This window comes from Agaribacter flavus (assembly GCF_042646125.1).
Classification (GTDB): Bacteria; Pseudomonadota; Gammaproteobacteria; order Enterobacterales; family Alteromonadaceae; genus Glaciecola; species Glaciecola flavus.
This window is the reverse complement of sequence record NZ_JBHRSW010000049.1, coordinates 66,372-92,881: the sequence shown is the minus strand read 5'-3', so window position 1 is coordinate 92,881 and position 26,510 is coordinate 66,372. Positions and strand designations below refer to the sequence as shown.

The window sequence follows — 26,510 nt, the reverse complement described above, 5'->3', positions numbered from 1 at the left end:
TTAGCGGCGATGGTAGTGTGGGGATTCCCCATGTGAGAGTAGCACATCGCCAGACTCCTAATCTAGACACAAGCCCCAGCTTATGCTGGGGCTTTGTTGTTTTTACTCCCTAACAAAATGTGAAACAAAGATTTACACATATTTTCCTTATTTAATTTTAAATTAGCGCATAATACGTTGAGAGGGATCTAAAGTTCAATTGAATGGGCTCCTCTGTCGACAGAATAACACACAAGTTTCTCAGGACTTTTAGTGAAACCAAGGGAAGAATATATGCGTAAAATACACACAATGACTGCTCTCATATTTAGTATTGTTTGCATGAGTGTTGGTGCAACAGAACTAAATATCGATTATGAAAAATTCAAGTTGGACAACGGTTTAACGGTTGTTGTTCATGAGGATCGCAAAGCACCAGTGGTTGCTGTAGCGGTATGGTATAAAGTTGGCTCTAAAGATGAACCTCAAGGTAAGACAGGTTTTGCTCACTTGTTTGAACACCTAATGTTCAATGGTTCAGAAAACTATGACGATGAATGGTTTGGCCCTTTACAAGAAGCCGGTGCAACAGGAATGAATGGGACGACGAGCTTCGATCGCACTAACTACTTTCAAACAGTGCCAACTCCCGCGCTAGACCGTGTGCTTTGGATGGAGTCTGATCGAATGGGACATTTACTCGGTGCGATCACTCAAGAAAAGCTCGACGAACAACGCGGTGTTGTACAAAATGAGAAACGTCAGGGTGAAGATCAACCCTATGGGGGCGTATTCGAACGAGTATTTACCAATTTATTCCCAACAGGTCATCCCTACTCACACTTACCTATAGGCTCAATGGCTGACCTTGATGCTGCGTCATTAGAAGATGTAGAAGAATGGTTTAAGAAATATTATGGCGCAGCCAATGCTATTTTAGTGTTAAGTGGTGACATCAACGCTGAAGAAGCAAAACCGCTGGTAGAAAAATATTTTGCAGACATCGCCCCAGGACCCGCTTTGACTAAGTGGAATGAGTGGGTTCCCAAGAGAAAGGAAAACTCTCGCGAAACAATGCAGGACAAGGTACCTCAGACTAGAATTTATCGTATTTGGGTTTCACCACAAGATACTGACCCTACTTCTACAGATTTATTTGTCGCAGCAAGTGTTTTAGGAGATGGTAAAAACTCTCGTATGTACAAAGAGTTGGTGTATAACCAGCAGATAGCGACGAGTGCTTCAGTGTTTAACTATGAATTACAAATGGCTTCGGTTTTCGGCGTAATCGTAGACGTTAAAGACGGTGTCGAACCCGCTTTTGTAGAAGCGGAAATGGATAAAATTATTGCCAAATTTTTAAAAAAAGGGCCGACAAAAGATGAAGTTGAATTAGTCGCAACGAAAACACGCGCTAGCATTATTCGTGGCTTGGAAGAAGTTGGTGGATTTGGTGGTAAAGCCGATACTCTTGCTAGAGGCGAGATGTTAGCCGGTGATCCTGCATACTTTCAAACAGAGCTTAAGCAGCTCGACAACGCAAAGACCAAAAGCGTCCTGAGTGCTGCAAGAACGTGGTTAGGCGATGGCTGGCATCAAATTACGGTAGTGCCGTTGCCAAAATATGCAGCTTCAGAAGAAGGTGTAGACAGAAGCACGGGACTACCAAACATAAATTCAGAAACAGTCCTAAGTTTTCCCAAGACCGAACAAGCTACACTTTCAAATGGCCTGAAAGTAGTTGTCGCCAATCGTTCTACCATCCCTGTGGTTGAGCTATCAGTGCAGTTTGACGCAGGATATGCAGCGGATGCAACAGGGAAGCTCGGCTTAGCAAACTTCACTTCCCGTATGCTTGATGAAGGAGCAGGTAAATACGACGCCTTAGAATTGTCCGCCGAATTAGAAAAGCTCGGCACAAATCTGTACACAGGTTCGAACTTGGATACTACTAGTGTATCGATGTCAATGTTGAAAGAAAACTTAGGTGCGTCTCTTGATATACTCGGGGACGTATTGATTAGACCATCTTTTAAGCAAGAAGAGATAGAGCGTCAGCGTGATTTGATTTTGACCGGCATTGCCCAACAAAAAGTCCAACCTGTTTCAATCGCTCTAACAGTCTTACCTCCTTTAATCTATGGAGAAGGTCATGCCTACGGATTACCTTTTACTGGAACAGGTACTGAAGAAGCCGTAAAAACTGTTACCAGAGAAGATTTAGTCACGTTTAAAGAACAATGGATGCGCCCCGACAACGCAACTATATTTGTGGTTGGGGACACAGATATGACCACAATAAAACCTTTACTGGAAAAGTCACTAGGCAAATGGAAAGCGAAAGGCAACAAACAAATCAAAACCATCACTGAAGTGTCGTTACCTGAAAAAGGGCAAACCATTATTATTGACCGTCCTGGCTCTCAACAATCATTAATTTTAGCGGCACATTTGGCACCTCCTACCGGCGTGGAAAACAATATTGCTATTGATGCAATGAATGAAACGCTAGGTGGAGCCTTCACTGCCAGAGTAAATATGAATTTGAGGGAAGACAAGGGCTGGGCATATGGTGCTTATACCTTCTTACAAGATGCTAGAGGTCAACGTCCATTTATGGTTTATGCACCGGTTCAAACTGATAAAACTGGTGCCTCACTGAACGAATTGCTTAAAGAGTTAAATGCTTACACGAGTGATAAACCACCAACAGAGATCGAGCTAAACCGTGCGAGATTAGACCGTGTTCGGTCGCTGCCCGGGCAATATGAGACTTCGGGCGCAGTATTAAGAAGTCTATTATCAAGTAATCGTTTTGGTCGTGAATACGACTATCCTACGTCCTTGGTAGAAAAATATAATGCGCTGACATTAGAAGATCTTGAAAACGCTGCTGCGCAGTTGTTGTACCCAGATAAGTTAACTTGGGTAATCATTGGCGACGCTGAAAAAATAAAACAAGAAGTAGAAGCCGCTGTGGGTAAGGTCACTGTCAAAAGTATGGATGACTTATAAAACTGTATTGAAAAGCAAGCTTGAGTTAGCCGAATGCTAACTCAAGCTATTTAACCTGAACTCGGGATAAGCAACCCCGTCCAGCAGCGCCCTAAATCCCGAGTTCAGGTTATTTAAGCTTTCTATTGGGCTAAACTCGTTTGGCCACTAGTAGTGCCCTAACACCCCTAGACTTGATCATTTACGCGTAAAGCGCTTTCCTAGATTTAATAAGGCAAGGCAAAGTAATCCAATAATCACCCCTAAGACGAAAACACCAACTAACTCCATTGATGATTGAATTAACCAGTTTTCGGGTAAAGCATTAAGAAGGTCTACTTGCACATGATGTAAAACGGGAATACTGTGCAAAATAATTCCACCGCCAACTAAAAACATGGCAATGGTTCCAACAAAAGAGAGGACATGCATTAAGGCGGGTGCGAAAATAAGTAAGGCTCTACCCGCAGATCGTTGAAGTTTATTGTAGCTACCTGAAACTGATTTCTTCAATAGCCAAAGTCCCATATCATCCAATTTAACGATTAATGCAACAAAACCATATACGCCTACTGTAAACGCGATAGCGAGCAAGGACAACACGGTAATTTGTGTACTAAATGCCGCGGTTTGTACTGTCCCCAAAATAATCACGATAATTTCTGCTGACAACACAAAATCTGTTTTTATTGCGCCATTTATTTTTTCTTTTTCTATCGCTGATATTTTTTCTGGCGTATCGACTTTAGACAAATCCTCTTGTGTATTTTCGTGATCGGACGAGAAAAATTTATGAAACAGTTTTTCTGCGCCTTCAAAGCAAAGATAAAGCCCACCGATGACAAGCAACACATTAATGAGCCACGGAACAAAATAACTGATTATTAATGCACTCGGCACTAGTATTAGCTTGTTATAAAACGAACCCTTTGCGACTGCCCAAATAACAGGAAATTCTCGTTCTGCCTTTACTCCGGATACTTGTTCGGCGTTTAGTGCCAAGTCATCACCGAGCACGCCCGATGTTTTTTTTGCTGCTACTTTTGATAAAACCGCGACATCGTCGAGTACACTGGCGATGTCGTCAAGTAAGGTAAGTAATGTTGAACTAGCGATGAGTGATCTCCTTATTCATGGGTTCCTGAGCTTAAAAGCAGTCTATGTAGCCAAATAAAAAGCAAGCAACTTGCTCGTTTTCATAAATCTATCATTGATTTTATATATACAGCAATTGGTGTATTGTGTTTTTGCACCAAATAGAAGGCAGTATTATACTGGTTAAAAAGTCAGCGCAAATACTTCGTGGGTAAAGAGCTGGAAACAAAGGGATAAGCAATGCTTGCGTTAAGTAATATTAAAAAGTTTTTTCAGAACGGAGAGGAACGCGTAACAGCAATTAACGATCTTAGCTTGAAAATAGCAGAAAATGAGTTTGTTGCAATTATGGGAAGCTCTGGCTCAGGCAAGTCTACATTGATGAATGTTCTTGGTTGTTTAGACACACCAAATTCTGGAAAATACACGCTTAATAATCAAGATGTTGCTTCTCTTTCTGACGATGCCTTGTCGAAAATTAGGAATGAGCATATTGGCTTTATTTTTCAAACCTTCCACTTGTTACCTAAATTAGATGCGATAGAAAATATTAAGTTGCCGTTGCGCTACTCAAAAATTAATGAAGTAGAAGCAAACAAACGGGCGAATGAACTAATAAATAGAGTTGGCTTGAGTCACAGAAAGCATCACAAGCCATTTGAAATGTCTGGTGGGCAGCGGCAAAGAGTGGCGATAGCTAGAGCGCTTATTAATCAACCTTCCGTAATCTTAGCGGATGAACCTACGGGTAATCTAGACAGTAAAACATCAAATGAAATTATGAGCTTGCTAAGTGAACTTCATCAACAGGGGCAAACCATTGTAATGGTTACCCACGAAGATGAAATTGCTGAATACGCTCAACGGGTTATCCGAATGAAAGACGGTGTAATTATTTCTGAATAGGCAATGCGATGAACGCTCAAATCATACACTCTTGCAACACAAACAAACATGTTTGCGGTAAACATAAAAACTATCTATTAAACCTAGCGACAAGCTTTGCCTGCATGTTTTTCTCTTTAACAATATCAGAGCTAGCAAGAGCCGACGAACTAATATTAACTGGCAATATAAGTTCTTCAGCAAAGCAGATCGTGAGTGCGCCACAAGGAAGCAGATGGCAAATTCAAATTCAATGGATGGAGCAAGAGGGGAAAATAGTGCAGAAGGGTGCGCCTGTCGTTGTATTTGATGGGGCGACAGAGCAGAATCAACTATTGAGCAATGAAGAGAACTTGGAACGCTTGGAGTTAGAGCTAAAACAACTTTCTTTGGAGCAGGATCAAAAGGTTATTGATGCCGAAGGTAGCCTAAAAGTGGCAAAAATGAGAGTAGAAAAGGCTGCCATCGAAGCTTCGGTGCCAGAAAGCGAAGTCAGCGCTTATGATAAAGGTCAATATGATCTAGCTTTGCAAAAAGCAATGCTCGAACAAGTGAAAGCTGAAGAGGCTTTAAGCAGAGCATACCGTGAGCAGGAAGCAGAACTGAAGAAAAAGCAAGTTGATATCTTAAAAACAAAAGAGCAAATATCTTATCTAGAGAGCGTGATGGCACGTTTAAAGGTATTGGCCGAATACACGGGACCCGTCAATTATGCTACTCATCCTTGGTACGGTGAAAAAATCTCGGCAGGAATGAACGTGAGGCCAAGTTGGAAGGTGTTGGATGTGCAGTCAACAAGTAATTTTCAAATTGAGACTTGGGTTCATGAAATAGATGCAGTAGGGTTGAAAGATAACACGGCTGTGATGATTGTAATGGATGCCTTTCCCGATAAAAGGTTCAAAGGAAGAATAAGGCATCTGTCAAAACAAAGTGAAACGAAACCACAATGGAGTAAAAGTGCTTATTTCCCTGCAATAGTCGTGTTTGATCAAGAGCCAGATTTAAAATTGCTACCGGGTATGAGCGTACGCATACATGTTCACAAAGGAGGCGAAAATGTTTAAACCACCAAGCAGCAAAAAAGCCATTGTCTGTATGTTCGTTGCACTTTTTCTCCTTGGCTGCGCTGAACGGGGAGCAGAAAATGTAATCGAAAGGGATTTAACACCTGCTGTCAGTGCGCCGGCTGAGCTTGTGTCTTTGCAAGAAATTTCTATCTCGCCGCCGAATATTCCTCGTACTTGGGAATACAAAATCGAATATTTAGCGAGAGAAAACTCCTTCGTGCAAGCTGGTGATTTGTTAGTAAAATTTGATGGTCAACGATTGACTACTGAACTACTAGAGCGTCAAAGCCAACTCGGTGCTGAAAAAAAGGAAGCAGAGAGAATCAGTTTAGAGAACAAAGCTAAATTAGAGCAGCTGACTTTAGATTTGGCTGAAGCAAAAAAAAATAGGGAGATAGCCAAACGCAAGGTTGAAATTACCGACGTTTCTCGTTCTGAAATTGAACGCAAAAAACAGCAAGCTGAATACAAGATAACAACGGAATTATACACGCAAGCAAAACAGCGTATTAAACAACATCACACAGCGATGCAAGTGAGTGAGCAAGTTCAGGGCGCCAAAGTAGAAAAAGCCAAGTTTAGGGTGCGTCAAATAGAAGACAGCATTAAGAAGTTGACGATTAATGCACCTTCATCAGGTATGGTGACGCTAATACCAAATAGTGATGATGATAAGCCTGCGGTGGGTGATACCGTCTTTATGGGTTTGAGAATAATTTCATTACCATCTTTAGAAAAAATTGCGGTTAAAGTCGAGTTTGATGAATCAGTGACTTCTCAAGTAACTTTAGGGGAAGAAGTACGGGTCACTTTGGATGCTTATCCCGAAAAACCTTTTTCTGGCACTATCAGCGAACTAGGTCAGTCATACCGCTATAAATCAAAAAATAATATGAAAATCGTGTTTGATGCTTGGGTCACACTCGATACTTTGGATCTGGATATTATGCGACCAGGCATGAAGGCAACGGTAGAACTCCGAGGTGAACAATCATGATGCGCTGCTATGCCAGTTTGTTATTGAGCTTATCTTTGTTTAGTTGTAACTCAGAGCAACAAAGCACTGTTCCACTATTTGAAGTTAAAAAAACAGCATTTAATATCACGGTATCGGGTTTCGGAGAAATAGAAGCCGCGCAATCTCAAAAGATATTGAGCCCAGGAAGGCGCCCAATGACACTCGCGTGGCTAAAAGATGAAAATTCTTATGTAGAAAAGGGTGAGGTTATTGCTAGGTTCGATGCTCAACAAATCCAACGTGACAGTCGCGAAGAAGAATTAGAGTTATTAAAGCTAGAACAAGATATTCTGAAAAGCGAAGCAAAACAAAAAGAACAAAAGCACGAAGTAGCATCGGATCAAAGTTTTGTGAAACATGAATTTGACTTTGTAGATCGTTTTGCCATTGATGACCTTCGAATATATTCTCAGCTAGAGATCATTGATACTCTGGCAAATAGAGACTTTTTGGAAGCAAAAGACGGCTTTTTATCTTGGAAAGACAGTAGTATTGATGATCAACATGATAGCCAAATGGCTGTTTTAAACATAAAACGTTCAGGCGTTGATACTAAGTTTCAACAATTACAACAAGCGCTATCGAGTCTCGAAGTTGTCTCTCCCTATTCAGGCTTACTTATTTACCAAAAAGACCGCCGAGGTGAAAAGCCGAGTGTAGGTCAAACTGTTTTTCCAGGTCGCTCTATTGCCCAAATTCCAAACCTTGAAAACATGCAAGCAAAGATTTATGTCCAAGCTAATGAAGCGATTGACCTAGCGGTGGGGCAAAAAGTCGAGATCCGCTTAGATGCTTTCCCTGATACTACGTTTACTGGTGAGACTAGCGATGTATCAGGTTTTCCGAGAAGTATTGAACGCGGAAATCCTGTTACGTACTTTGAATTGACGGCTTCATTAGATCAGCAAGACAAAGCAATTATGCAACCAGGTCGAAAACTGAGCGCCAGTATTACTGTTAAGAATACGTCGGAATCGCTCGTGGTTCCATTGCAAACACTTCATCATGAGCAAGGTGAAAGTTATGTCTATGTCAAGCAAGGGGATTTTTTTGATAAAAGGAAAGTGCGAAGTGGAAGAAAAAATTTGTACTTAGTAGAGATTACAGAGGGGATTACCGGCGGTGATTTAGTTGCGCTTAGTCAACCTCCACTTAATATGATAGGAAATGGATAGTGTTCACACAGTATAAAGTCCTTATTTCCGATGCCATTCAGGAGCTATTGGCACAAAAGTTACGCACATTTTTAACTTTGTTGGGCATGATTTTTGGCGTTGGAGCGGTGATTGCCATGCTGAACATAGGTGAAGGCGCTGAACGTGAGGCGCTCAAACTAATCGATTCAATGGGCGTTAACAACATCATTGTGAACGCTAAAGAATATGAAAAAAACGAGCTAGTAGAAATCAGAGAAGAGTCGCTTGGTTTAAATTTGGGTGATGTTCAAGCGGCGCTATCAACCTTACCGTTTGTAGAAGGGTATAGTGCATCAAAAGATATCGATATTCACGATTTGTACAGTGACTTTGCTAAAAGTGAAGCGACCGCCTTGGGTGTGACAACTACCTATTTTAAACATGGAAATTTGACTGTCGAAGTCGGGCGAGTGCTGAACGAACAGGACGAGCACAAACTCGCTCAAGTAGCTGTGTTAGGCGCGGATGCCGCTGCTGAGCTGTTCCCTACATTTCAAAGCGATAAAACTCAAATCGTGGGTCAATACCTTAAATTGAATCATGTCTGGCTCGAGGTAGTGGGTGTCCTTGAAGCACCAGAAGGCGCGAAAAATGAATTTCAAGGCGTTAAAATCGGCGGCGACAGGTATACGGTATTTGTGCCGCTTAATACCAGTGCAAAAAAGTTTTCTCGGAATTTACTAGATAGTGAACTTGATAGCATAAAACTAAACATAGCTAGTGGCACTGACCCAATGGTAGCGGCAAAAGCCATCGATAGTTTGATAAAATTGCGACATGGTGAGCTTGACGATTATGAGCTCATTATTCCAGCTGCTTTGCTTGAACAACAAAAACAAACACAACAAATTTTCAACATTGTAATGGCATGTGTTGCCGGTATTTCGCTGTTAGTGGGTGGAATAGGCATCATGAATATAATGCTTGCAAACGTGATGGAGCGGACAAAAGAGATTGGTTTGCTTCGAGCAGTGGGTGCCACTCAAAAAGATATTCGTCGCCAATTTATCGCCGAGAGTTTTACGATTTCGGTAGTGGGAGGGGTCTTAGGTATTTTCTTTGGTTTAGTATTATCTGAGGTTATCGGTTTTTATTCCGAGTGGGCCGTTAGCTGGTCAATGCCCGCCATCTTTTTGTCTATGACAATTTGTATGGTAGTCGGCGTAGGGTTTGGTGTATTCCCCGCTATTAAGGCATCTAAGTTAAACCCAATTGATGCCTTACACAGCGATTAATGACCGAAAGCACAAATAATAAATAATGATAAACAGCCTCTATTTTACATCCACGCGGGCTTGTCTTTTTCTACGATGAGTAAACCTCTATCCATTAGCGCAATAGCTACGTCATCGGGTAGGTAGGGGATCGAGTGTGCGCCTGAGGCGAGCACCATTTGTATACTAGCGAGTTTGTGCGCCTCCATCAAAACAGTTTGCTTGACTTTTGTTTGTTGGATTTTACCAAGTGGGAAAATACTAAAATCAACGCCAAGCAGTCCTTTTCTAATGCATACAAAATCTTCGCTAAAATCGTAACCCCAGCGATACCAACGCAATACAGATAGCCCCACTAGTAGTACAGAAACGAGACTCACGATAATCCAACCGATAAGATTAAAACTCGCGAGGTAAGCGACGACAAAAAGTAATACGCATACGGGAATAACAGGGAAAATAAGCAGCCTCAATATGTATCTTGGATTTATATGCTGGTAGGCTCGATGGTTGATAGACGCTTGCTTGAATACATCATGGATGAGAGCGTCTGACTCTGTTGGCGTGACAGAGGGCACAACTAAACTACTCGCTACGTTTAGTTGTGCGCCCTGATTATGTCCAGCTTGGCTCGTACTGTTTTGTGCAAACTTCACGTTTGCTCTACCGATAATTCTGTCTAGCCAATCTTGTTGTTGAATCGCCACTTGTATTCTACTAGCCTTCATACTCACTTCTTGTTTGGTAATCAGGCCACTACGTTTAATATATCGAGCACCTTGTTTGCTGAGTTGGTAGTTGTAAAACACAAAGATGGAACCGATAACGGACAGTAGTACGACCGCCAACATAATCACCATTACGATCGATAATATATGCAGAATGAATAAGCCAAGGCTTTGCGAGTTGTAGTCTAGGTAGCCAGCAATATCAAAACCAATTGCTTCCATTATCGCACCTATGTTTTCAACAATTGGGTTGTAAAATGGTGCCGCTGCGCCAAGCAAAATCCATATTCGATTGTTTGTAATGCCGTGAATGACTAGGTCGCCAATAGAACGGGTATTTAAAATGTGTTCGCTGGCATCTGAATCGACTGAAGTGGCTTGTTCAGCATGCAGGCTCGAAAGTTCATTGCTATCGGTACGATGTTTGATCGTATGCAGAACGCGAGCTTTTAAGGCTTCAGCTTCATGCAGCTTTAAGGCGACAATTTTCGCTTCTTGCTGAGATGAACCTGCTGTTTCCAGTTCTACCGTAGCGTAGTCGTTGAAACGATAATAAAACGCTTGTTCAATTTTGACGTTTTGAATTTTTTCAAAAGGTAAATCTAAATGAGTCTTTCTTAACACGCCTTGTTTTATTTCAATACGATCATTACTCAGTTTAAATGTGTAAAAAAAGTACTTAAATAGCGCAAAAACCATGAAAACAGCCAGCAAACAAAGCACAGCGAGGAAAACATAATCTAGATGTTGTTTTATCTTATCCGACTGCAATACCAAGGCAGGTATTAGATAAAAAGCAATGTTCGTGATAAAGAAAAATAGACTCTTAAAGAAAAAATAGGCAATCCCAATCGGCGCGACTCTTGACCAGTCATCAAGCGGTTTGTTTGTGTTGGATAAGCCTTGTTCGTTGTTACTCATCTAGGCTTAAATCCTTGTGGTCAAGAATGTATCCACGCAGTTTTACTGCCGTTTCGTATGCAAGACCGGGAATGTAAAACGTGTGACTAGCTCCGCCCGCGCTAAAAACTTGTAAAGTAGCCAGATCTGCTTTGCGTTCGATGGGGCCGCGTTTTATCTCGATATGTTGTATTCGCAAAATCGGTTGACTGAGATGTTTACGAAAAAACAAGCCTGTCTGAAAGTGCAGGTCATGCTCCCGCAGCGCATAGGCCTTCTGTGGATCGGCAAAAAAATGATATACAAAAACCCATGATCCAAGCAGACATATTGCCGCAACTATCCATAGGTAATGTTGGTGGTAACCACTGGGCATATCTATAAACCATGCAAATTTTAGAAAAACGGGGATAGCCGCAATGAAAAGAGTAAAAAGTAGCGTAAAAATCAAGTTGATTTTGCGGTACTTGGGAGAGAGTGGGCTGAGTATCACCTTGGTTATACTAATATCTGAATCAGACAATATGTTGTTAGTAAACGCCATGTTTTTGCTCTGTAACGGGGTTAAAGTAGGAGGTGTTGACGCAATTGCTACAAAGATTAAAGTAAACAAGAACTTCGATACAAAGTCTAGTACACGTTAATCTCCCGTTACAATTTGATCCCTCCCGTTTTCTTTGGCTGAGTATAAGGCCTCGTCGGCTCGTTTAAGTGCTTCGCTTATTTTATCTGTTTTAGAAGGGGAGACCATGCCTACAGATGCGGTTGTGACTTGATCAAGTTTTAGACGTTCACTGATTTTTCTGATGCGTTCAGAAAAAACGTTTAACAAACGTTCTCCCTGGTTAAGTGGTGTTTCGGGAAAAATAAATAAAAATTCTTCTCCACCAATTCTGCCGATACTATCGGTTTTTCTGAAACACTCTTTGGCAATTTGTGCAAACGCTTTCAAGACCTCATCGCCGATTTGATGGCCGTAATTATCATTGATTTTTTTAAAATGATCTAAGTCTACAATAGCAATACAATAGGCCTGCTTGTTACGTCTAAACATGTCATGTTGAAATGATAGAATTTCAAAAATTCGCCGCCGCGAGTATAGGTCAGTCAAATGATCCCTATGCGCTATTTGCTCTAGGTTTTTGCGATGGTTTCGAGTTCGAATAAACAATAAAAACAGCAGTATACTACTCAAAAATAGTAAAACCATAATGACTGAATACAACTGCGTAAGCATGGCTTTGTTTTCAAGCTCAGTTTCCTGTGATTCGTTTTCTTGTTTTAATTTAATGTTCTCTTGTTGTTGCAGTTTCAGTTGAAAATTAGTGTGCATATCGAGCATGCGTTTCATTTCGTCAATGGGTTGGTTGAGTTCTCTACTTTCGACAATATGTTTAGTCAACCTATACGCATCCTCATATCTCCCTAATATACTCAGTAATTCAGCTCTGTGTAAGTGAAGGTTTTGCAAGAGTGAAAACGGGATTTGTTGGTTCTGAATCACTTCAAAAGCCGTGACCAAGTGTTCTATCGCGGCGTCGATGTCGTCATTCCCTGCGTAGGCCATACTCAATAATAAGTGCGAATCAGCCATTGATGATGAAGAGGTTTCACCAGATAGTGCTATAGCCTGTTTAGCAAACTCTATGGCTTGTTCAGTGTTAGTTGCCTGTAGAGCAATTTTGGCTTTGTTTTTAAATAGTTGTGCTGAGATGTTTTGATCTGGTGTGCTAGAGAGTATTTTTTCTGCTTCTAACAGGTGATTGAGGGCTATAGTACTCTGGTTGACGGCAATATAACTTTCTGCACTTAAAACTAATGCTTGGGCTAGCATATGCGGTAATTCTCGCTGTCTCAATGTTGTAAGTGCTTGATTGGCGTAGCTAACTGCTATGGAATGCTCGCTTCTACTTTGGTGAACTTTCATAATCGACATGGCGATTTCTGAAATTTTATACTCGTTATCTATCGTTTTTGCTAGCTGAAGTGCAAGCTGGAGATCTTGCAAAGCATCGATATTTGCCCCCATGGTGGTATCGATTTTGGCTCTTTTCTGCAAACGGTTTACAAGATCGAGGGTACCAAAGTCAGCGTTACCTTGGTTTATGGCGTTACCTATCGCCTGGCGAGCTTGTTCAAATTGACTAGAAGAAAACAGAAGGTCGCTCATTTTTTCAAAAAGTATTGCGCGTATTTGTCTACCACTTTCTAGCTCATTAGAAAAACTGGCGGTAATACCTGCCCGTAGCTTTTCTGCTGCCAATTGTTTTTTGCCAAGCGCTTCATATGCCTGAATAGCTACGAATAAGGTTTGAAAATCTTGTTTACTTCTAAATGCAAATACTTGTTTTGCAGAAATATACGCAGCCGGATCTTGTTGCATCTCAAGCAGCTGATACTTATAAGATTCATCAAAAAACTCTATTTTAGATGCAGTGTCGGCGATAGTGGCACAACTAAAAACAAGGCTAATCACGACGATAATCAGGCCTTGTGAAAAAGGAAGAGAATTGCTCATTTTAGTGTTTTGCCTATTAGCTTCATTATAGTATTTATTGATATACAAAGTTTTTCCACTTTACTGCTTATACAAGGGTCTGTTTTTATGTAACATACAGAGATACCAAAGATAAGCAGGCACTAATAATTTAAGGAAATCATGCGTTTGCAATCATTACAGTCGTATCACACCTTTGGATTTGACGCATCTTGTACTGAGATTAAGACTATAGAAAGTCTTGATGGTTTAACAAATTCTTTAGCGCTGCTGACAGATAAGCCATTTATCGTATTGGGTGAAGGCAGCAATACAGTCTTCATCGAAGACTATGTTGGGACTGTATTGCTAAACCGTTTAAAGGGAATAACCGTTTTTGAAGACGACAATTTTTATCACCTCAACGTTGCTTCAGGGGAAAACTGGCATCAACTAGTACTATTCTGCTTAGAGCGAAGTATTCATGGTCTAGAAAACCTAGCGCTAATACCGGGTACGGTTGGTGCAGCGCCCATCCAAAACATTGGCGCCTATGGTGTAGAAATAAAAGAGTTTATTCATAGTGTTGAATTTGTTGACGTGAAATCAAAGCGTATCGGTTATTTCAACAATAAAGAATGCCAGTTTGCTTACCGCGACAGTGTATTTAAACGAGACAGAACCGCCGAGCGAATAATTATTAGCGTTAATTTTGCAATACCAAAGGATAATGTCGTAGTGACGAGTTACGGACCTCTAGCTAAGTTAAAAAAAACTAGCCCAAAAGACATTTTCGAAACGGTAGTAAAAACGAGGCAAGAAAAGTTGCCTGATCCCGCGGAATACGGCAACGCAGGCAGTTTTTTTAAGAACCCAATCATTACTTTGGCACAATATTTTGAGTTGCAAAGGGAATACCTCAATATACCGCATTATCCAAGTGAGGATGGCAAAGTTAAAGTTCCTGCCGCTTGGCTTATCGATACCTTGGGTTTTAAAGGTAAGAAAATAGGTGGTATACAATGTCACGAAAAACAAGCATTGGTATTACTAAATTTGTCTGATGGAAAAGGGCATGAATTGCTCTCTCTCGCTCGAGAAATACGCCAATCCGTACTCGACCGGTTTGATATTCAATTAGAAAATGAAGTGAGATTAATTGGTCGTAATGGACTGGTATCGTTGTAAATAAGATATGAGAAATAAAGTCGAAATAAATAGAATTCGCACAAAAATTGTGTCGATATTGAGTAAAGGTAGTTTTGTTTCGGGTGAAGATTTGGCACAAACGCTAAATTTATCAAGAAGTGCTATCTCTAACCATATTAAAGCGCTGGTTGCCTTAGGTTTAGATATTTATACTGTCAAAGGCCGAGGATACAAGCTTTCCCAAGCTATAGTGATGCTCGATGCTAATAAAATTTCTTCTCTCATCAACAAACCAAGTGCTGAAACACTTATCCATATTGAAAATATCATTAGTTCGACAAATGATGTGCTCAAGAAAGATGCGGTAAATCTACAAAATGGAGCCTGCATTTTAGCCGAAGCACAAACGGCTGGAAGAGGTCGTAGAGGGCGAACTTGGGTGTCCCCTTTTGGTGCCAGTATATATATGTCGATGCTCTGGCGTTTTGAGTCTGGTTATCAATCGATGGCTGGTTTATCGCTAGTTATTGGGATAGCAGTTATCAGAACTATCGCAGGTTTGGGTTACGCAAGTTGTCAGCTTAAGTGGCCTAATGACGTTTATGCGAACCAAAAAAAACTATGTGGGATTCTGATTGAGGTTGAAGGACAAGTGGGAGGATCAACCGATGCGATTATTGGCATTGGGGTCAATGTTCAACTTCCCAGCGATATAGAAGGTATTGAACAAGCGTATACTGACCTATCGACGGTAGCAGGGCGTAGCATTGATAGAAACGAACTGGCCGCTCGTTTAATTGAAAATGTTTGGCAAATATTACCCGTGTTCGAGCAAGAAGGCTTGAGACCATTTTTACCAGAGTGGGAGCAAGCAGATTTGTTTTATAACCAAGCAGTGGAATTGATGTCAGGCAATCAGCGCATAAAAGGAGTTTGTAAGGGCGTTGATAGTAGTGGTGCTTTGCTGTTAGAGAATGAAGGGAGCATTAAATCTTATCATGGGGGCGAAATCAGTGTCAGACGCAGCCAGCTTGTTAGTTGATATTGGTAATACAAATATCAAATACTCGTGGTTTAATCCTGACAGTTCTGTCTTGTCTGAGTTGTTGACATGCTATACCTCTTTAGATGCACTTGAAGAAATATCTAAGTCGGCTAATAGTATCTATATTTGTTGTGTCGCGGCAGATAGTGAGTTGATAAAACGTTTAAGCCAACTTGGTCAGCCAACAGCAAACATAGTATTCCTGAAGGCTCGTGAATCTGAACTAGGGATTGCCAATAGCTACCCAGTCGTGAACAACATGGGAGTAGACAGGTGGATGTGTATACTTGCTTGTCGCGCCTTAGGAAGTAAAAATTATCTAGTCTTTCACGCTGGAACAGCTCTCACCACTGATGCTGTAATTGGTCATGCCCATATTGGGGGATGGATTTCGACAGGGTACACCGTTTCCCGTCGGGCTATTTCTCAGCAAGCTGCAAAAGTAGTCGATAATAGTGAATTGCTCGGCACGCTTCAGTTTGGATCCGATACACCTTATTGTGTGGCAAATGGAGCCTTAGCGCAGCTTATTGGCGTGGTGAGCACTGCTGCAGATTTGTTTGCTGAGCAATGCGAGCAATTTGATATTTTTATTGGTGGCGGAGACGGCAAATTTTTATACGACAATTTACCCAATAAACTTACTTTAGGTTGCCAGTATTTTGATAATTTAGTGCTAATTGGTATGGCGGCTGTAGTGTCTGAGCTTAATAAAAACACTTGATGACGACAATTAGTGCGGTTTTTGTGTGTTTATTCAGCATTCAATCAAAAAATCAAAAAAAACTGTATTTTTTTGCAAATTCCCACTTGCAACGTTCGAAACCTTACTCTAGAATTCGCACCCACTTGATGCAGTGCCGGCTTAGCTCAGTTGGTAGAGCAACTGACTTGTAATCAGTAGGTCGCCAGTTCGATTCCGGCAGCCGGCACCATCAAATCAGGAGGGGTACCCAAGCGGTCAACGGGAGCAGACTGTAAATCTGCCGGCTCAGCCTTCGCAGGTTCGAATCCTGCCCCCTCCACCACTTTCTCTAGAGGTGGCCAGAGAATAGCGGATTGCGGGCATCGTATAATGGCTATTACCTCAGCCTTCCAAGCTGATGATGTGGGTTCGATTCCCACTGCCCGCTCCAAACAAGTCTGCTGATATAGCTCAGTTGGTAGAGCGCACCCTTGGTAAGGGTGAGGTCGGCAGTTCAAATCTGCCTATCAGCACCATCTGGTTGCTTCATTAATTTAATTTTATAACTTTGCTAGGAAAATAGACATGGCAAAAGAAAAGTTTGAACGTACGAAACCGCACGTAAACGTAGGTACAATTGGCCACGTTGACCACGGTAAAACGACGTTAACAGCAGCAATCACTACAGTTCTAGCAAAGACCTATGGTGGAGCTGCACAAGCATTCGACCAAATCGATAACGCACCAGAAGAGCGTGAGCGTGGTATCACTATCGCGACGTCACACGTAGAATATGACACGCCTACGCGTCACTACGCACACGTAGACTGCCCAGGACACGCTGACTATGTTAAAAACATGATCACCGGTGCGGCACAAATGGACGGCGCTATCCTAGTAGTTGCGGCGACAGATGGCCCAATGCCACAAACGCGTGAGCACATTCTATTGGGTCGTCAGGTAGGCGTACCTTACATCATCGTATTCATGAACAAATGTGACATGGTAGATGATGAAGAGTTGCTAGAATTAGTTGAAATGGAAGTACGTGAATTACTTTCAGAATATGAATTCCCAGGTGATGACTTACCTGTTATCCAAGGCTCAGCACTTAAAGCACTAGAAGGTGATGAAGCGTGGGAAGCAAAAATCATCGAACTAGGTGAAGCCTTAGACTCATACATTCCAGAGCCAGAGCGTGATATCGACAAGCCATTCATCTTACCGATTGAAGATGTATTCTCAATCTCAGGTCGTGGTACGGTTGTTACTGGTCGTGTAGAGCAGGGTATCATCAAGGTAGGTGAAGAAGTTGAAATCGTAGGTATTAAAGAAACGACTACAACGACTTGTACTGGTGTAGAGATGTTCCGCAAGTTGCTAGACGAAGGTCGCGCAGGTGAGAACGTAGGTGTACTACTTCGTGGAACTAAGCGTGATGAAGTAGAGCGTGGACAAGTATTGTCTAAGCCTGGTTCAATCAACCCACACACTAAGTTTGAAGCAGAAGTCTATGTACTAAGCAAAGATGAAGGTGGTCGTCACACGCCATTCTTTAAAGGCTATCGTCCACAGTTCTACTTCCGTACAACAGACGTAACTGGTGCTGTAGAATTGCCAGAAGGCGTAGAAATGGTTATGCCTGGCGACAACTTGAAGTTTGTTGTTGAACTAATTGCTCCAATCGCGATGGATGAAGGTTTACGCTTCGCTATCCGTGAAGGTGGTCGCACAGTAGGTGCGGGTGTTGTAGCAAAAATCCTAGACTAATCGTTTAGGCGCACAATACATCGAATATGAGGCCAGCATTTGCTGGCCTTTTTTATAACTGCAACTTCATACTCTTGTCCTCATAATAATATGAGCAGTTTGCTAAAAATTTGAGTTGATGAAAAAGACTTATCATTATGAATTTTAAGCGATTAACTATTGTTGATTAAAAATTATTCTACTCTCATCATATCTACGCTTGAAAAAACGCGGAACCTATCGCAGAATCGTGGTGTCAAAAAATTGACTATTAACAGAATAACAGCTCATTCAGTCGAGAATAGAGGAACTTGTTGTGCAGGCATCTAGAATCTTATTCAGAATAACCTTTGTTTTATTCGTTGCGATTTATTTGACCGTTTTGGCTGAGTTTATCAATGAACAATACTATCAGTTTGAATTGAATCTTGATTTTGAAGCAATTTTTTTAACGCTTGTTGTCAGTTCTTATTTATATTTTTACTTGCGAAAAACCAAGTTATAAGCCTTTATCGATCGCACAAAACAAAATAAACCAATTTAATCAGCCCTAGCTTGTTCCACTTTTTATCTTGAATCGGTAGACTACTGTATCAATGGTTTTAGGAGTAGCTTTGACCACATGGTCTTACTTGTTATTTACGTTCTTATTGCGCTTGGCTTTTCGTTTATTTGTTCGGTAGCAGAAGCTGTCATACTGAGTGTTTCACAAGCCTATATTTCTCTACTAGAAAAAGAAGGGAAAAAAGCGGGTCCCTTACTTAATAAACTTACCACTGACATTAATAAACCTCTATCGGCTATATTAACCTTAAACACAATAGCGCATACGATGGGTGCCGCAGGCGCGGGCGCGCAAGCAGCGGCAGTATTTGGTGACGCTTACCTAGGCATAATCTCAGCTGTCCTAACTTTATTGATATTGGTTTTTTCAGAAATTATTCCGAAAACGCTTGGCGCTACTTATTGGAAGTCTCTAGCACCAATTACTGCATATTTCTTAAAATACTTGATACTCGTTCTATATCCATTTGTGAAAATGTCGCAAAAGTTGACAAGTGGTTTTACAGAAGAGAGCCCCTTAAAAGGTTTAAGTCGTAGCGAATTGTTGGCGATGGCTGAATTGTCAGAAAGTGAAGGGCAGTTGGCCTCTCAAGAGGCGAACTTTCTGCAAAATTTATTAACCTTACACGAGCGCAAAATCAAGGATGCAATGACGCACCGTACCGTCGTGTTTTCTTTATCTGAGGATCTTACTGTAGGGGAATTCGTCGAAAAGTACGCCGACCGCCCGTTCTCGCGTATTCCGATATACGAAGACAACGTATCTGAAAATATCACCGGCTTTGTGATGAAGTCAGAACTTTTACTTGCCAGTGCTAAGGGGGAGCAAACGCGTCTGTTAAAAGAATTTACTAAGGGCATGATAACATTATTGGGTGATATGCCTCTCGCGACAACATTCGACCACTTTTTAAACTCACGCGTGCACATATTATTGGTAGTCGATGAGTACGGCGGTCTTGAGGGGATTGTGACTTTAGAAGATCTTCTTGAATCATTGTTAGGCGTAGAAATCGTTGATGAACTTGATACAACGGTAAGTATGAAACGATTGGCTAAGGTAATGTGGAAACGCAGAGAAAAGCGTTTAATGCAAAATCAGTCTTAACATGCACATATGACTAAGCAATCGAGATATAGCTTTGATGTATGCATTTGCTATAGTAAATTATTTGTAGGGTCTATGATTGTATAGCCTATACCCTAGTGATATATAAGGAAACATAGTCAATAGTTAGCTATTGCCCTAATTTGGAGTTATTAGCATTTCAACCATTCTGCCCGCAATTATCGACGTCGAAGCCAGTGGCTTTGGTATAGACAGCTTTCCAATCGAGATTGGCGTTGTCTTACCAAACGGAAACCGCTTTTGTCGCTTAATTAAGCCTTTTGATGATTGGAAACACTGGGATACCGCTGCTGAGCAAATTCATGGTATATCCAGAGAGCTTATTGAATTACGTGGCGAAAACCCAATGGATGTTTGTCGTGATTTAAATGCGTTTGCCAATGGGCAGACTTTGTACTCAGATGCCTGGGTAGTCGATAACCCTTGGGTACTCAAACTTTTTGGTAAAGCAAGAATAGAGATGAAGTTCAGGATGAGCAGTTTAGAGCTGATCATGCGTGAAGATCAATTTGAAACATGGGATAAAGACAAGGCTTTCATTTGTCGAAGAAGTGGTTTAAAAAGACATCGCGCCAGCACTGATGCATGTATCGTGCAACTGACTTACGAACGTTCTTTAAAACGTTTATACCAACAGCCTCTAGGCTAACATCAGTTATATTTGTATAATCTAGGACTGTCTTACATATTCAAATGCATACGTAACAGCCAAGCTATGTGCATTTTTTACCTTTTGACCCGCTGTGGTTGATTCAATATTCAAGCCATACAGTTTGTAGCGCAATAGCTATGCTACAAAACAAAGCAACAAAAAATAATACGGCAAGTCTTTACTTTGCCACGAAAGAACCAGTAGGGAATTGATGAAAGCAATTGATATTCGAGGTTTAGAGAAAACGTATAAAGGTGGAGTGAAAGCCTTAAATGGGATCAACCTGTCGGTCGAGGAAGGTGACTTTTTCGCGTTATTAGGACCAAATGGAGCGGGGAAATCGACGACTATTGGTATCATTTGTTCCTTGGTGAACAAAACTGCCGGCAACATCAATGTTTTTCAATACGATGCTGAAAAACAAGAAGTTGAGGCAAAGTCATGTATTGGTTTAGTGCCTCAAGAGTTTAACTTCAATCAGTTTGAAACACTTTATCAAATTGTTATCAATCAAGCTGGATACTATGGTGTACCTCGTAATATTGCAAAACAACGGGCTGAAAAGTATTTAAAACAATTGGAATTGTGGGATAGACGAAATGCTCGTTCTCGCGAGTTATCAGGTGGCATGAAACGTCGATTGATGATTGCTCGTGCGTTAATGCATGAACCAAAAATATTGATTTTGGATGAGCCTACAGCAGGTGTAGACATTGAAGTCCGTCGTTCTATGTGGAAATTTTTAAAAGATATCAATCAACAAGGTATTACGATTATATTGACTACACATTACTTAGAAGAAGCAGAAATGCTGTGTAGAAACATCGCCATCATAGACAAAGGTACAATTGTTGAAAATACAAGTATGAAGGCACTACTCTCAACCTTGAACATTGAAACCTTTGTATTTGATGTAGAAGGTGATATGCAAAAACAAGCTCTCGAGGGCTTTACGTCGCGCATCATAGACAGGCATACAATTGAGGTGGATGTGCCAAAAGAGAGTGGGCTCAACCCCGTATTTGACTATTTTTCTAAGCAATCAATCAAAGTAATGAGTATGCGTAATAAAGCGAATCGCTTAGAGGAGCTATTTGTACGACTAGTTGAATCTTCAAAGCATAATGCGAGTGCAGGAGGTTCGAAATGAATAGTGTCAACATTGTCGCGTTGCGTACGATTTGGATAAAAGAGTGCACCCGTTTTTTGCGTATCTGGGTGCAAACACTTGTGCCACCAGCAATTACAATGTCTTTGTATTTCATCATCTTTGGCAGTTTAATTGGACAACGAATCGGCGATATGGGTGGATACACCTATATGGAGTTTATCGTGCCCGGTTTGATCATGATGTCCATTATCACAAATTCATATGCTAACGTTTCTTCTTCGTTTTTTAGTGCAAAATTTCAAAAAAATGTAGAAGAGCTTTTGGTTGCGCCCGTACCAACTTGGGTCATCATTTTTGGGTTTGTCGGCGGAGGTGTTGCCAGAGCGTTGTTAATAGGCGTTATCGTTACTTGTGTTTCTATGTTTTTTGTTGACGTAAAGATTCATAATTTTTCGGTCATTTTTGTGACCCTTTTACTTACCTCAACCTTGTTTGCTACAGCGGGATTGATTAATGCGGTGTATGCAAAAAATTTCGATGATATTAGTGTCATCCCAACATTTGTGCTTACACCCTTAACCTATCTTGGAGGTGTGTTTTACTCATTGAGTTTATTGCCAGAGTTTTGGCAATGGGTCAGCAAGGCGAACCCCATTGTATACATGGTTAATGGGTTTAGGTATGGGTTCTTAGGTACAGCTGACGTAAGTTTTGGCGTATCTTTGGGGCTATTAGTGGTGTTTAACGGTGTGCTGTATTTTGTGGCATGGCGCCTGTTAAGCCGAGGCGTGGGTATTAGAACGTAGATGATGTGTTACAGAGCTTAATCAATATGCAACACGCGAGTGAAATCACGAGTAATCAAATTGAGGTACACGAGGATTTATCCAAGTATGTGCGCAGACATCAATCTATCACCAGTAAAAAGCCCCTTTCTGAGCACACGCAGCGAGCTTTTGAGCTAGTTATTTCATGGCTTGGAGACTGGAAACAAGATGTCATTGTTGATGCTTGCTGCGGGGTGGGCGAAAGCACTGTAGTATTGGCAAGACGCTACCCAGAAGCAAAAGTTATCGGCATTGATAAATCAGCGGCTAGGCTCGACAAACATGCTCATTATCAGTCGCGATATGTTGCCGAGCCGCTGCAAAATGCTTTAGTCGTAAGGGCTGATTTGTATGATTTTTGGCGTTTGCTCGAAAACAAATTGTCACAAGGTACAGACTGGCAGGTAGTGAAACAATTTTTATTTTACCCCAATCCATACCCGAAAAAATCACAATTGAGTAAGCGTTGGCATGCTAGCGCGGCATTCCCAAGTATGCTAGGCGTTTCAAAGAATATTGAACTGAGATCGAATTGGTCAATTTATGTAAGAGAATTTGCTTTAGCGGCAGCAGAATATGGGGTAACCATGTGTATTGAACAACATAAAGGGCAGGCCATTACACCATTTGAAAGGAAGTATCTGTCTTCACAGCAAACTTGTTGGCGAGCTTATACCGTTGTTTGAGGAGATGATAGATAAAAACCTTGTCCATATTTTATGTTTGCCGATTTAACAGCTTCTAAAGTTTGTTGATCTTCGATGTGCTCAGCAATTAAGTTAACGGCATATTCATCACAGTAGTGCCGTACGCATTCAATCACTTTTTTACTTGATCCTGTTGAAGCAAAATTTCTGACCAGACTGCCTTTTAGCTTGATTGCATCAATACCGGAAGCAATAATGGCATGTAACTTATCAGTGCATTCGTCAACATCATCAACACTGATATGTAAATTGGGTATCTGTTTGATAAAGTTTTTTAGCGCAGGTAGATTGTCTTTGACACTGTCGTAAGATAACTCAATACCGCATAAACCTTTGTCGATATCTAGGCATAAACTTGTCATGTCTCGCAGTATCTTTACGTCAGATAAATCCGCTGCAAACATATTTATGCTCCAACGCATTTGTTTTGGGCTAAAAAAGTTAGTAGACATTTCTAGCATTCGTTTGGTCATTGCGGCGGTAAATTTTTTACGTTCTACTAGGTACAAAAAATCATTTGGCAAGTGAACAGTTTGGTTTTCATCAAGTAGCCTAGCAAGGCACTCATACCTGACCGCTGCCCCAGTGTCTAAATTAAAGATGGGCTGATAAAAAGGAACGATATGTTCGATGTTCACATTGTCACTAACAATACTGGCTTGCACACAAATTTCCAGAGATTACAAAGACGCTTACTTAGCTTATCAGTAAAATTCCCCAAGGCTTTAATAAAATTGTAAAAAAAATGTCATGTACACAATGATTTAAGTGAATTGAGCGCACACAGACTTGGTAATTAAGCTTAACTGGGGTAAAGTTTCGCACTCAATTTACGCGTAAAAGGTTAGTTTTGGCGAAGGCAGAAGTCAGCTTAGAGCATTTATTTCGAGTTTTTACTAAACCGGAAAACGATGACTCTACACTAGCAAAGATAGAAAAGCACTTATCAGACAATGTCTCTGATTTCTTATCGCAGCATGTCGTGACAAAAAAGACCTCTTTAGAAGAGATCGAAAAAGACTTTTCAGATGCCTCGATACCAAGCGCGCCTGAGTTCGTCTCTAGCCATGCTGAGACACTTTTGAATAAGCTTGTCGCCCATTCAGTGAATACTTATTCACCCACGTTTATCGGGCATATGACTTCTGCGCTACCCTATTTTCATCTACCTTTGTCTAAGTTATTGGTGGGTTTAAACCAAAACCTTGTAAAGATAGAGACCTCCAAAGCGTTCACTCCCTTGGAAAGACAAACTTTAGGGATGATGCACAAGCTCATCTATGGTGGTGAGGCGTCTTTCTACGCTAAGTATTTACACAGTGCGAGGCACTCATTAGGCGCATTTTGTTCGGGTGGAACCATTGCTAACATTACTGCCTTATGGGTAGCAAGAAATAAATTAATGGGCCCTGAAGGTAATTTTCGAGGAATAAACGTCGAAGGTTTGGTAAGTGCTTACAAACACTATGGTGTCGAAAGTTTAGGGGTTATTGCTTCTAAGCGGGGGCACTATTCGCTCGGAAAAGCGGTAGATGTGTTAGGGATTGGGCGTAAGAATTTACTCTCTTTACCGAGTCCTTCACACATTTTAGATCCAAAGGAAGCATTAGAAGCGGGTAAAGCTTATCAGTCACAAGGAAATAAATTACTTGCTATTGTTGGCATAGCAGGTACGACGGAAACTGGACATGTCGATCCTCTGAGCGAGTTAGCAGATGTTGCGCAAGAGCTTGGTTGCTGGTTCCATGTAGATGCAGCTTGGGGCGGTGCCACCCTATTTTCTGATACATACAGAGATAAACTAAAAGGCATCGAACGGGCTGATTCGGTAACGATAGATGCGCACAAGCAAATGTATGTCCCCATGGGGGCTGGCATGGCAATTTTTAAAAACCCGTCCGATAGTAATTCTGTGCGTCACCATGCACAATACATATTAAGGGAAGGCTCTAAAGATTTGGGTTCTACCACTTTAGAAGGCTCGCGAAATGGCATGGCAATGATGCTATATTCATCGTTACATATCTTTGGCAGACGCGGCTATCAATTATTGATTGATAAAAGTATTGAGCTGGCCGATCGTTTCGCAGAATTGATTCAACGAAACGACAATTTTGAGTTAGTCACTAAACCAACACTATCGATTTTAACTTATCGACTGCTTCCTCCTTCATTGTCCGAGCTTTCGAGTATTTCAAGTATACAACAAGCGGAGATTAATGCTCAGCTAGACACTCTAACTGTTTCAGTGCAAAAGCAACAAAGAGAGGCGGGTAAGTCCTTCGTGTCGAGAACGCGCATAGAAGTGAGTCAATATCACAATGCGCCCATTACGGTGTTCAGGGTAGTGTTGGCGAACCCGCTGACGACGGAGCAAGATCTTAATTCCATTTTGGAAGAGCAGCTTGATTTCGCAAAACAGCACAAGATATGGCAAAACCTTAATCTAGTATGTGATAGCAAAATAGCGTAATCATTATTTGTCATTTTTGTGATACTTTTGCGATATGTGTTCTGCATACTTCGATTTATAATACTTGCTAGGTTGTAAGTGATTCTCAAATCCGCGTCGGATAAAAAACGTTAAATAACACTGAATAGTCTAAGGAAACCAATATGGATAACGTACTGATTGTAGAAGACGATATGGACATAGCTGCATTGATCAAAGTTAACCTCAGCGAATTAGGTTTGAATTTAGATCATTGCGCTGATGGTCAAAGTGGCCTAAATGCGGCGTTGAACAATTCGTATTCCTTGGTTCTACTTGATGTTATGTTGCCTTTAATGAGTGGTTTAGATATTTGCCGTAAATTGAGAGAGCGTAAACCTGAGCAGGCAATATTGATGTTAACGGCGAAAAATTCTGAAACAGATCGGGTTTTAGGCTTGGAATTAGGTGCTGATGATTACATGAGTAAACCTTTTAGCATTCCGGAATTACAAGCCAGAGTGCGCTCTCAAATTCGTAAAGCCCACCTCCTACGCCAAGCAAAAGAAGAAGAGGTTGTCGCGGAAGAAGGGGTACTTCAATGCGGGGATATTTCAATCAATCAGCAAACCAGAGAAGTATTTCGCAACGACAAGCTGCTCGATTTAACTGCGACTGAATTCGACTTGTTGTATCACTTAATGCAGCATCCAAATCAAGTATTTTCCAGAAGTCAGTTGTTAGAATCTGTTTGGGGTTACCAACACAGTGGCTATGAGCACACTGTGAATTCACATATAAACCGTTTGCGTTCGAAAGTAGAAGTAGATGCGACTAACCCAGAGTATGTGCAAACGGTATGGGGTGTAGGCTACAAGTTCAATAAAGCGGGTAAGGGTAATTAAC

22 protein-coding genes and 4 tRNA genes are annotated in these 26,510 nt (G+C 41.2%); 21 read left to right on the top strand and 5 right to left on the bottom strand.

The window, feature by feature from the left end; translation table 11 throughout:
- The first annotated feature begins 291 nt into the window (after positions 1–291).
- Positions 292–2,994 (top strand): M16 family metallopeptidase, encoded by a 2,703-nt coding sequence (locus tag ACFOHL_RS17215; protein WP_376921481.1) that lies wholly within the window; start codon positions 292–294, stop codon positions 2,992–2,994.
- Between the two features lie 177 nt (positions 2,995–3,171).
- On the opposite strand, the gene ACFOHL_RS17210 is transcribed toward ACFOHL_RS17215, so the two are convergent.
- Positions 3,172–4,089, bottom strand: a complete 918-nt coding sequence (locus tag ACFOHL_RS17210; RefSeq protein WP_376921480.1) for a DUF808 domain-containing protein — start codon at positions 4,087–4,089, stop codon at positions 3,172–3,174.
- A 219-nt stretch (positions 4,090–4,308) separates the two neighbouring features.
- Between ACFOHL_RS17210 and ACFOHL_RS17205 the strand changes: the two genes are divergently transcribed.
- The 5 genes from ACFOHL_RS17205 to ACFOHL_RS17185 are packed head-to-tail and all read left to right on the top strand — an operon-like array spanning position 4,309 to position 9,472.
- Positions 4,309–4,974: an ABC transporter ATP-binding protein gene (locus ACFOHL_RS17205; protein ID WP_376921477.1), complete on the top strand. Its 666-nt coding sequence runs from the start codon at positions 4,309–4,311 to the stop codon at positions 4,972–4,974.
- Positions 4,975–4,982: 8 nt separating this feature from the next.
- Positions 4,983–6,020 carry an HlyD family secretion protein gene (locus ACFOHL_RS17200; RefSeq protein WP_376921476.1) on the top strand — a complete coding sequence of 346 codons (1,038 nt, stop codon included), beginning with the start codon at positions 4,983–4,985 and terminating at the stop codon, positions 6,018–6,020.
- Positions 6,013–7,020 carry an HlyD family secretion protein gene (locus ACFOHL_RS17195; protein WP_376921475.1) on the top strand — a complete coding sequence of 336 codons (1,008 nt, stop codon included), beginning with the start codon at positions 6,013–6,015 and terminating at the stop codon, positions 7,018–7,020. The genes ACFOHL_RS17200 and ACFOHL_RS17195 overlap by 8 nt, the downstream gene beginning before the upstream one ends.
- On the top strand, positions 7,017–8,216 hold the full coding sequence (locus tag ACFOHL_RS17190; protein ID WP_376921474.1) for an efflux RND transporter periplasmic adaptor subunit: 1,200 nt from the start codon (positions 7,017–7,019) through the stop codon (positions 8,214–8,216). Before ACFOHL_RS17195 ends, ACFOHL_RS17190 begins: the two co-directional genes overlap by 4 nt.
- Positions 8,216–9,472: an ABC transporter permease gene (locus tag ACFOHL_RS17185; RefSeq protein ID WP_376921473.1), complete on the top strand. Its 1,257-nt coding sequence runs from the start codon at positions 8,216–8,218 to the stop codon at positions 9,470–9,472. Before ACFOHL_RS17190 ends, ACFOHL_RS17185 begins: the two co-directional genes overlap by 1 nt.
- Positions 9,473–9,516: 44 nt before the next feature.
- Here ACFOHL_RS17185 and ACFOHL_RS17180 read toward each other — a convergent pair whose 3' ends face one another.
- From ACFOHL_RS17180 to ACFOHL_RS17170, 3 genes are all read right to left on the bottom strand, one after another.
- Positions 9,517–11,100 (bottom strand): PH domain-containing protein, encoded by a 1,584-nt coding sequence (locus ACFOHL_RS17180; RefSeq protein ID WP_376921472.1) that lies wholly within the window; start codon positions 11,098–11,100, stop codon positions 9,517–9,519.
- Positions 11,093–11,623, bottom strand: a complete 531-nt coding sequence (locus ACFOHL_RS17175) for a PH domain-containing protein (RefSeq protein WP_376921471.1) — start codon at positions 11,621–11,623, stop codon at positions 11,093–11,095. The genes ACFOHL_RS17180 and ACFOHL_RS17175 overlap by 8 nt, the downstream gene beginning before the upstream one ends.
- A gap of 96 nt (positions 11,624–11,719) precedes the next feature.
- Entirely contained in the window at positions 11,720–13,597 is a 1,878-nt protein-coding gene (locus ACFOHL_RS17170) for a diguanylate cyclase (RefSeq protein ID WP_376921470.1), read from the bottom strand.
- Between the two features lie 141 nt (positions 13,598–13,738).
- On the opposite strand from ACFOHL_RS17170, the gene murB reads away from it, so the two are divergent.
- From murB to trmB, 13 genes are all read left to right on the top strand, one after another.
- Positions 13,739–14,743 carry a UDP-N-acetylmuramate dehydrogenase gene (murB, locus tag ACFOHL_RS17165; protein ID WP_376921469.1) on the top strand — a complete coding sequence of 335 codons (1,005 nt, stop codon included), beginning with the start codon at positions 13,739–13,741 and terminating at the stop codon, positions 14,741–14,743.
- Between the two features lie 7 nt (positions 14,744–14,750).
- Positions 14,751–15,746 carry a bifunctional biotin--[acetyl-CoA-carboxylase] ligase/biotin operon repressor BirA gene (gene birA / locus ACFOHL_RS17160; RefSeq protein WP_376921468.1) on the top strand — a complete coding sequence of 332 codons (996 nt, stop codon included), beginning with the start codon at positions 14,751–14,753 and terminating at the stop codon, positions 15,744–15,746.
- Positions 15,718–16,473 carry a type III pantothenate kinase gene (locus tag ACFOHL_RS17155; RefSeq protein WP_376921467.1) on the top strand — a complete coding sequence of 252 codons (756 nt, stop codon included), beginning with the start codon at positions 15,718–15,720 and terminating at the stop codon, positions 16,471–16,473. The genes birA and ACFOHL_RS17155 overlap by 29 nt, the downstream gene beginning before the upstream one ends.
- Before the next feature lie 135 nt (positions 16,474–16,608).
- Positions 16,609–16,684: transfer RNA gene (locus ACFOHL_RS17150), tRNA-Thr, on the top strand.
- Positions 16,685–16,692: 8 nt separating this feature from the next.
- Positions 16,693–16,777 (top strand) — tRNA-Tyr (locus ACFOHL_RS17145).
- 33 nt (positions 16,778–16,810) lie between these two features.
- Positions 16,811–16,885: transfer RNA gene (locus ACFOHL_RS17140), tRNA-Gly, on the top strand.
- A 9-nt stretch (positions 16,886–16,894) separates the two neighbouring features.
- Positions 16,895–16,970, top strand: a tRNA-Thr gene (locus ACFOHL_RS17135).
- A gap of 49 nt (positions 16,971–17,019) precedes the next feature.
- On the top strand, positions 17,020–18,204 hold the full coding sequence (gene tuf, locus ACFOHL_RS17130; protein WP_376921466.1) for an elongation factor Tu: 1,185 nt from the start codon (positions 17,020–17,022) through the stop codon (positions 18,202–18,204).
- A gap of 601 nt (positions 18,205–18,805) precedes the next feature.
- On the top strand, positions 18,806–19,855 hold the full coding sequence (locus ACFOHL_RS17125; protein WP_376921465.1) for a CNNM domain-containing protein: 1,050 nt from the start codon (positions 18,806–18,808) through the stop codon (positions 19,853–19,855).
- 367 nt (positions 19,856–20,222) lie between these two features.
- Positions 20,223–20,525 carry a hypothetical protein gene (locus ACFOHL_RS17120; protein ID WP_376921464.1) on the top strand — a complete coding sequence of 101 codons (303 nt, stop codon included), beginning with the start codon at positions 20,223–20,225 and terminating at the stop codon, positions 20,523–20,525.
- A gap of 214 nt (positions 20,526–20,739) precedes the next feature.
- On the top strand, positions 20,740–21,678 hold the full coding sequence (locus tag ACFOHL_RS17115) for an ABC transporter ATP-binding protein (protein ID WP_376921463.1): 939 nt from the start codon (positions 20,740–20,742) through the stop codon (positions 21,676–21,678).
- The gene (locus ACFOHL_RS17110) at positions 21,675–22,445 is read left to right on the top strand and encodes an ABC transporter permease (RefSeq protein WP_376921462.1); all 771 of its coding nucleotides are present in this window, start codon (positions 21,675–21,677) and stop codon (positions 22,443–22,445) included. The genes ACFOHL_RS17115 and ACFOHL_RS17110 overlap by 4 nt, the downstream gene beginning before the upstream one ends.
- Positions 22,446–22,471: 26 nt before the next feature.
- Positions 22,472–23,152 (top strand): tRNA (guanine(46)-N(7))-methyltransferase TrmB, encoded by a 681-nt coding sequence (gene trmB / locus ACFOHL_RS17105; RefSeq protein ID WP_376921461.1) that lies wholly within the window; start codon positions 22,472–22,474, stop codon positions 23,150–23,152.
- On the opposite strand, the gene ACFOHL_RS17100 is transcribed toward trmB, so the two are convergent.
- Entirely contained in the window at positions 23,137–23,838 is a 702-nt protein-coding gene (locus ACFOHL_RS17100; protein ID WP_376921460.1) for an EAL domain-containing protein, read from the bottom strand. The genes trmB and ACFOHL_RS17100 overlap by 16 nt on opposite strands.
- Before the next feature lie 185 nt (positions 23,839–24,023).
- On the opposite strand from ACFOHL_RS17100, the gene panP reads away from it, so the two are divergent.
- Together panP and ACFOHL_RS17090 are read left to right on the top strand one after the other, a co-directional pair.
- Positions 24,024–25,646 carry a pyridoxal-dependent aspartate 1-decarboxylase PanP gene (panP, locus tag ACFOHL_RS17095; RefSeq protein ID WP_376921459.1) on the top strand — a complete coding sequence of 541 codons (1,623 nt, stop codon included), beginning with the start codon at positions 24,024–24,026 and terminating at the stop codon, positions 25,644–25,646.
- A gap of 143 nt (positions 25,647–25,789) precedes the next feature.
- Positions 25,790–26,509, top strand: a complete 720-nt coding sequence (locus ACFOHL_RS17090; RefSeq protein ID WP_376921458.1) for a response regulator transcription factor — start codon at positions 25,790–25,792, stop codon at positions 26,507–26,509.
- Position 26,510 lies beyond the last annotated feature (1 nt).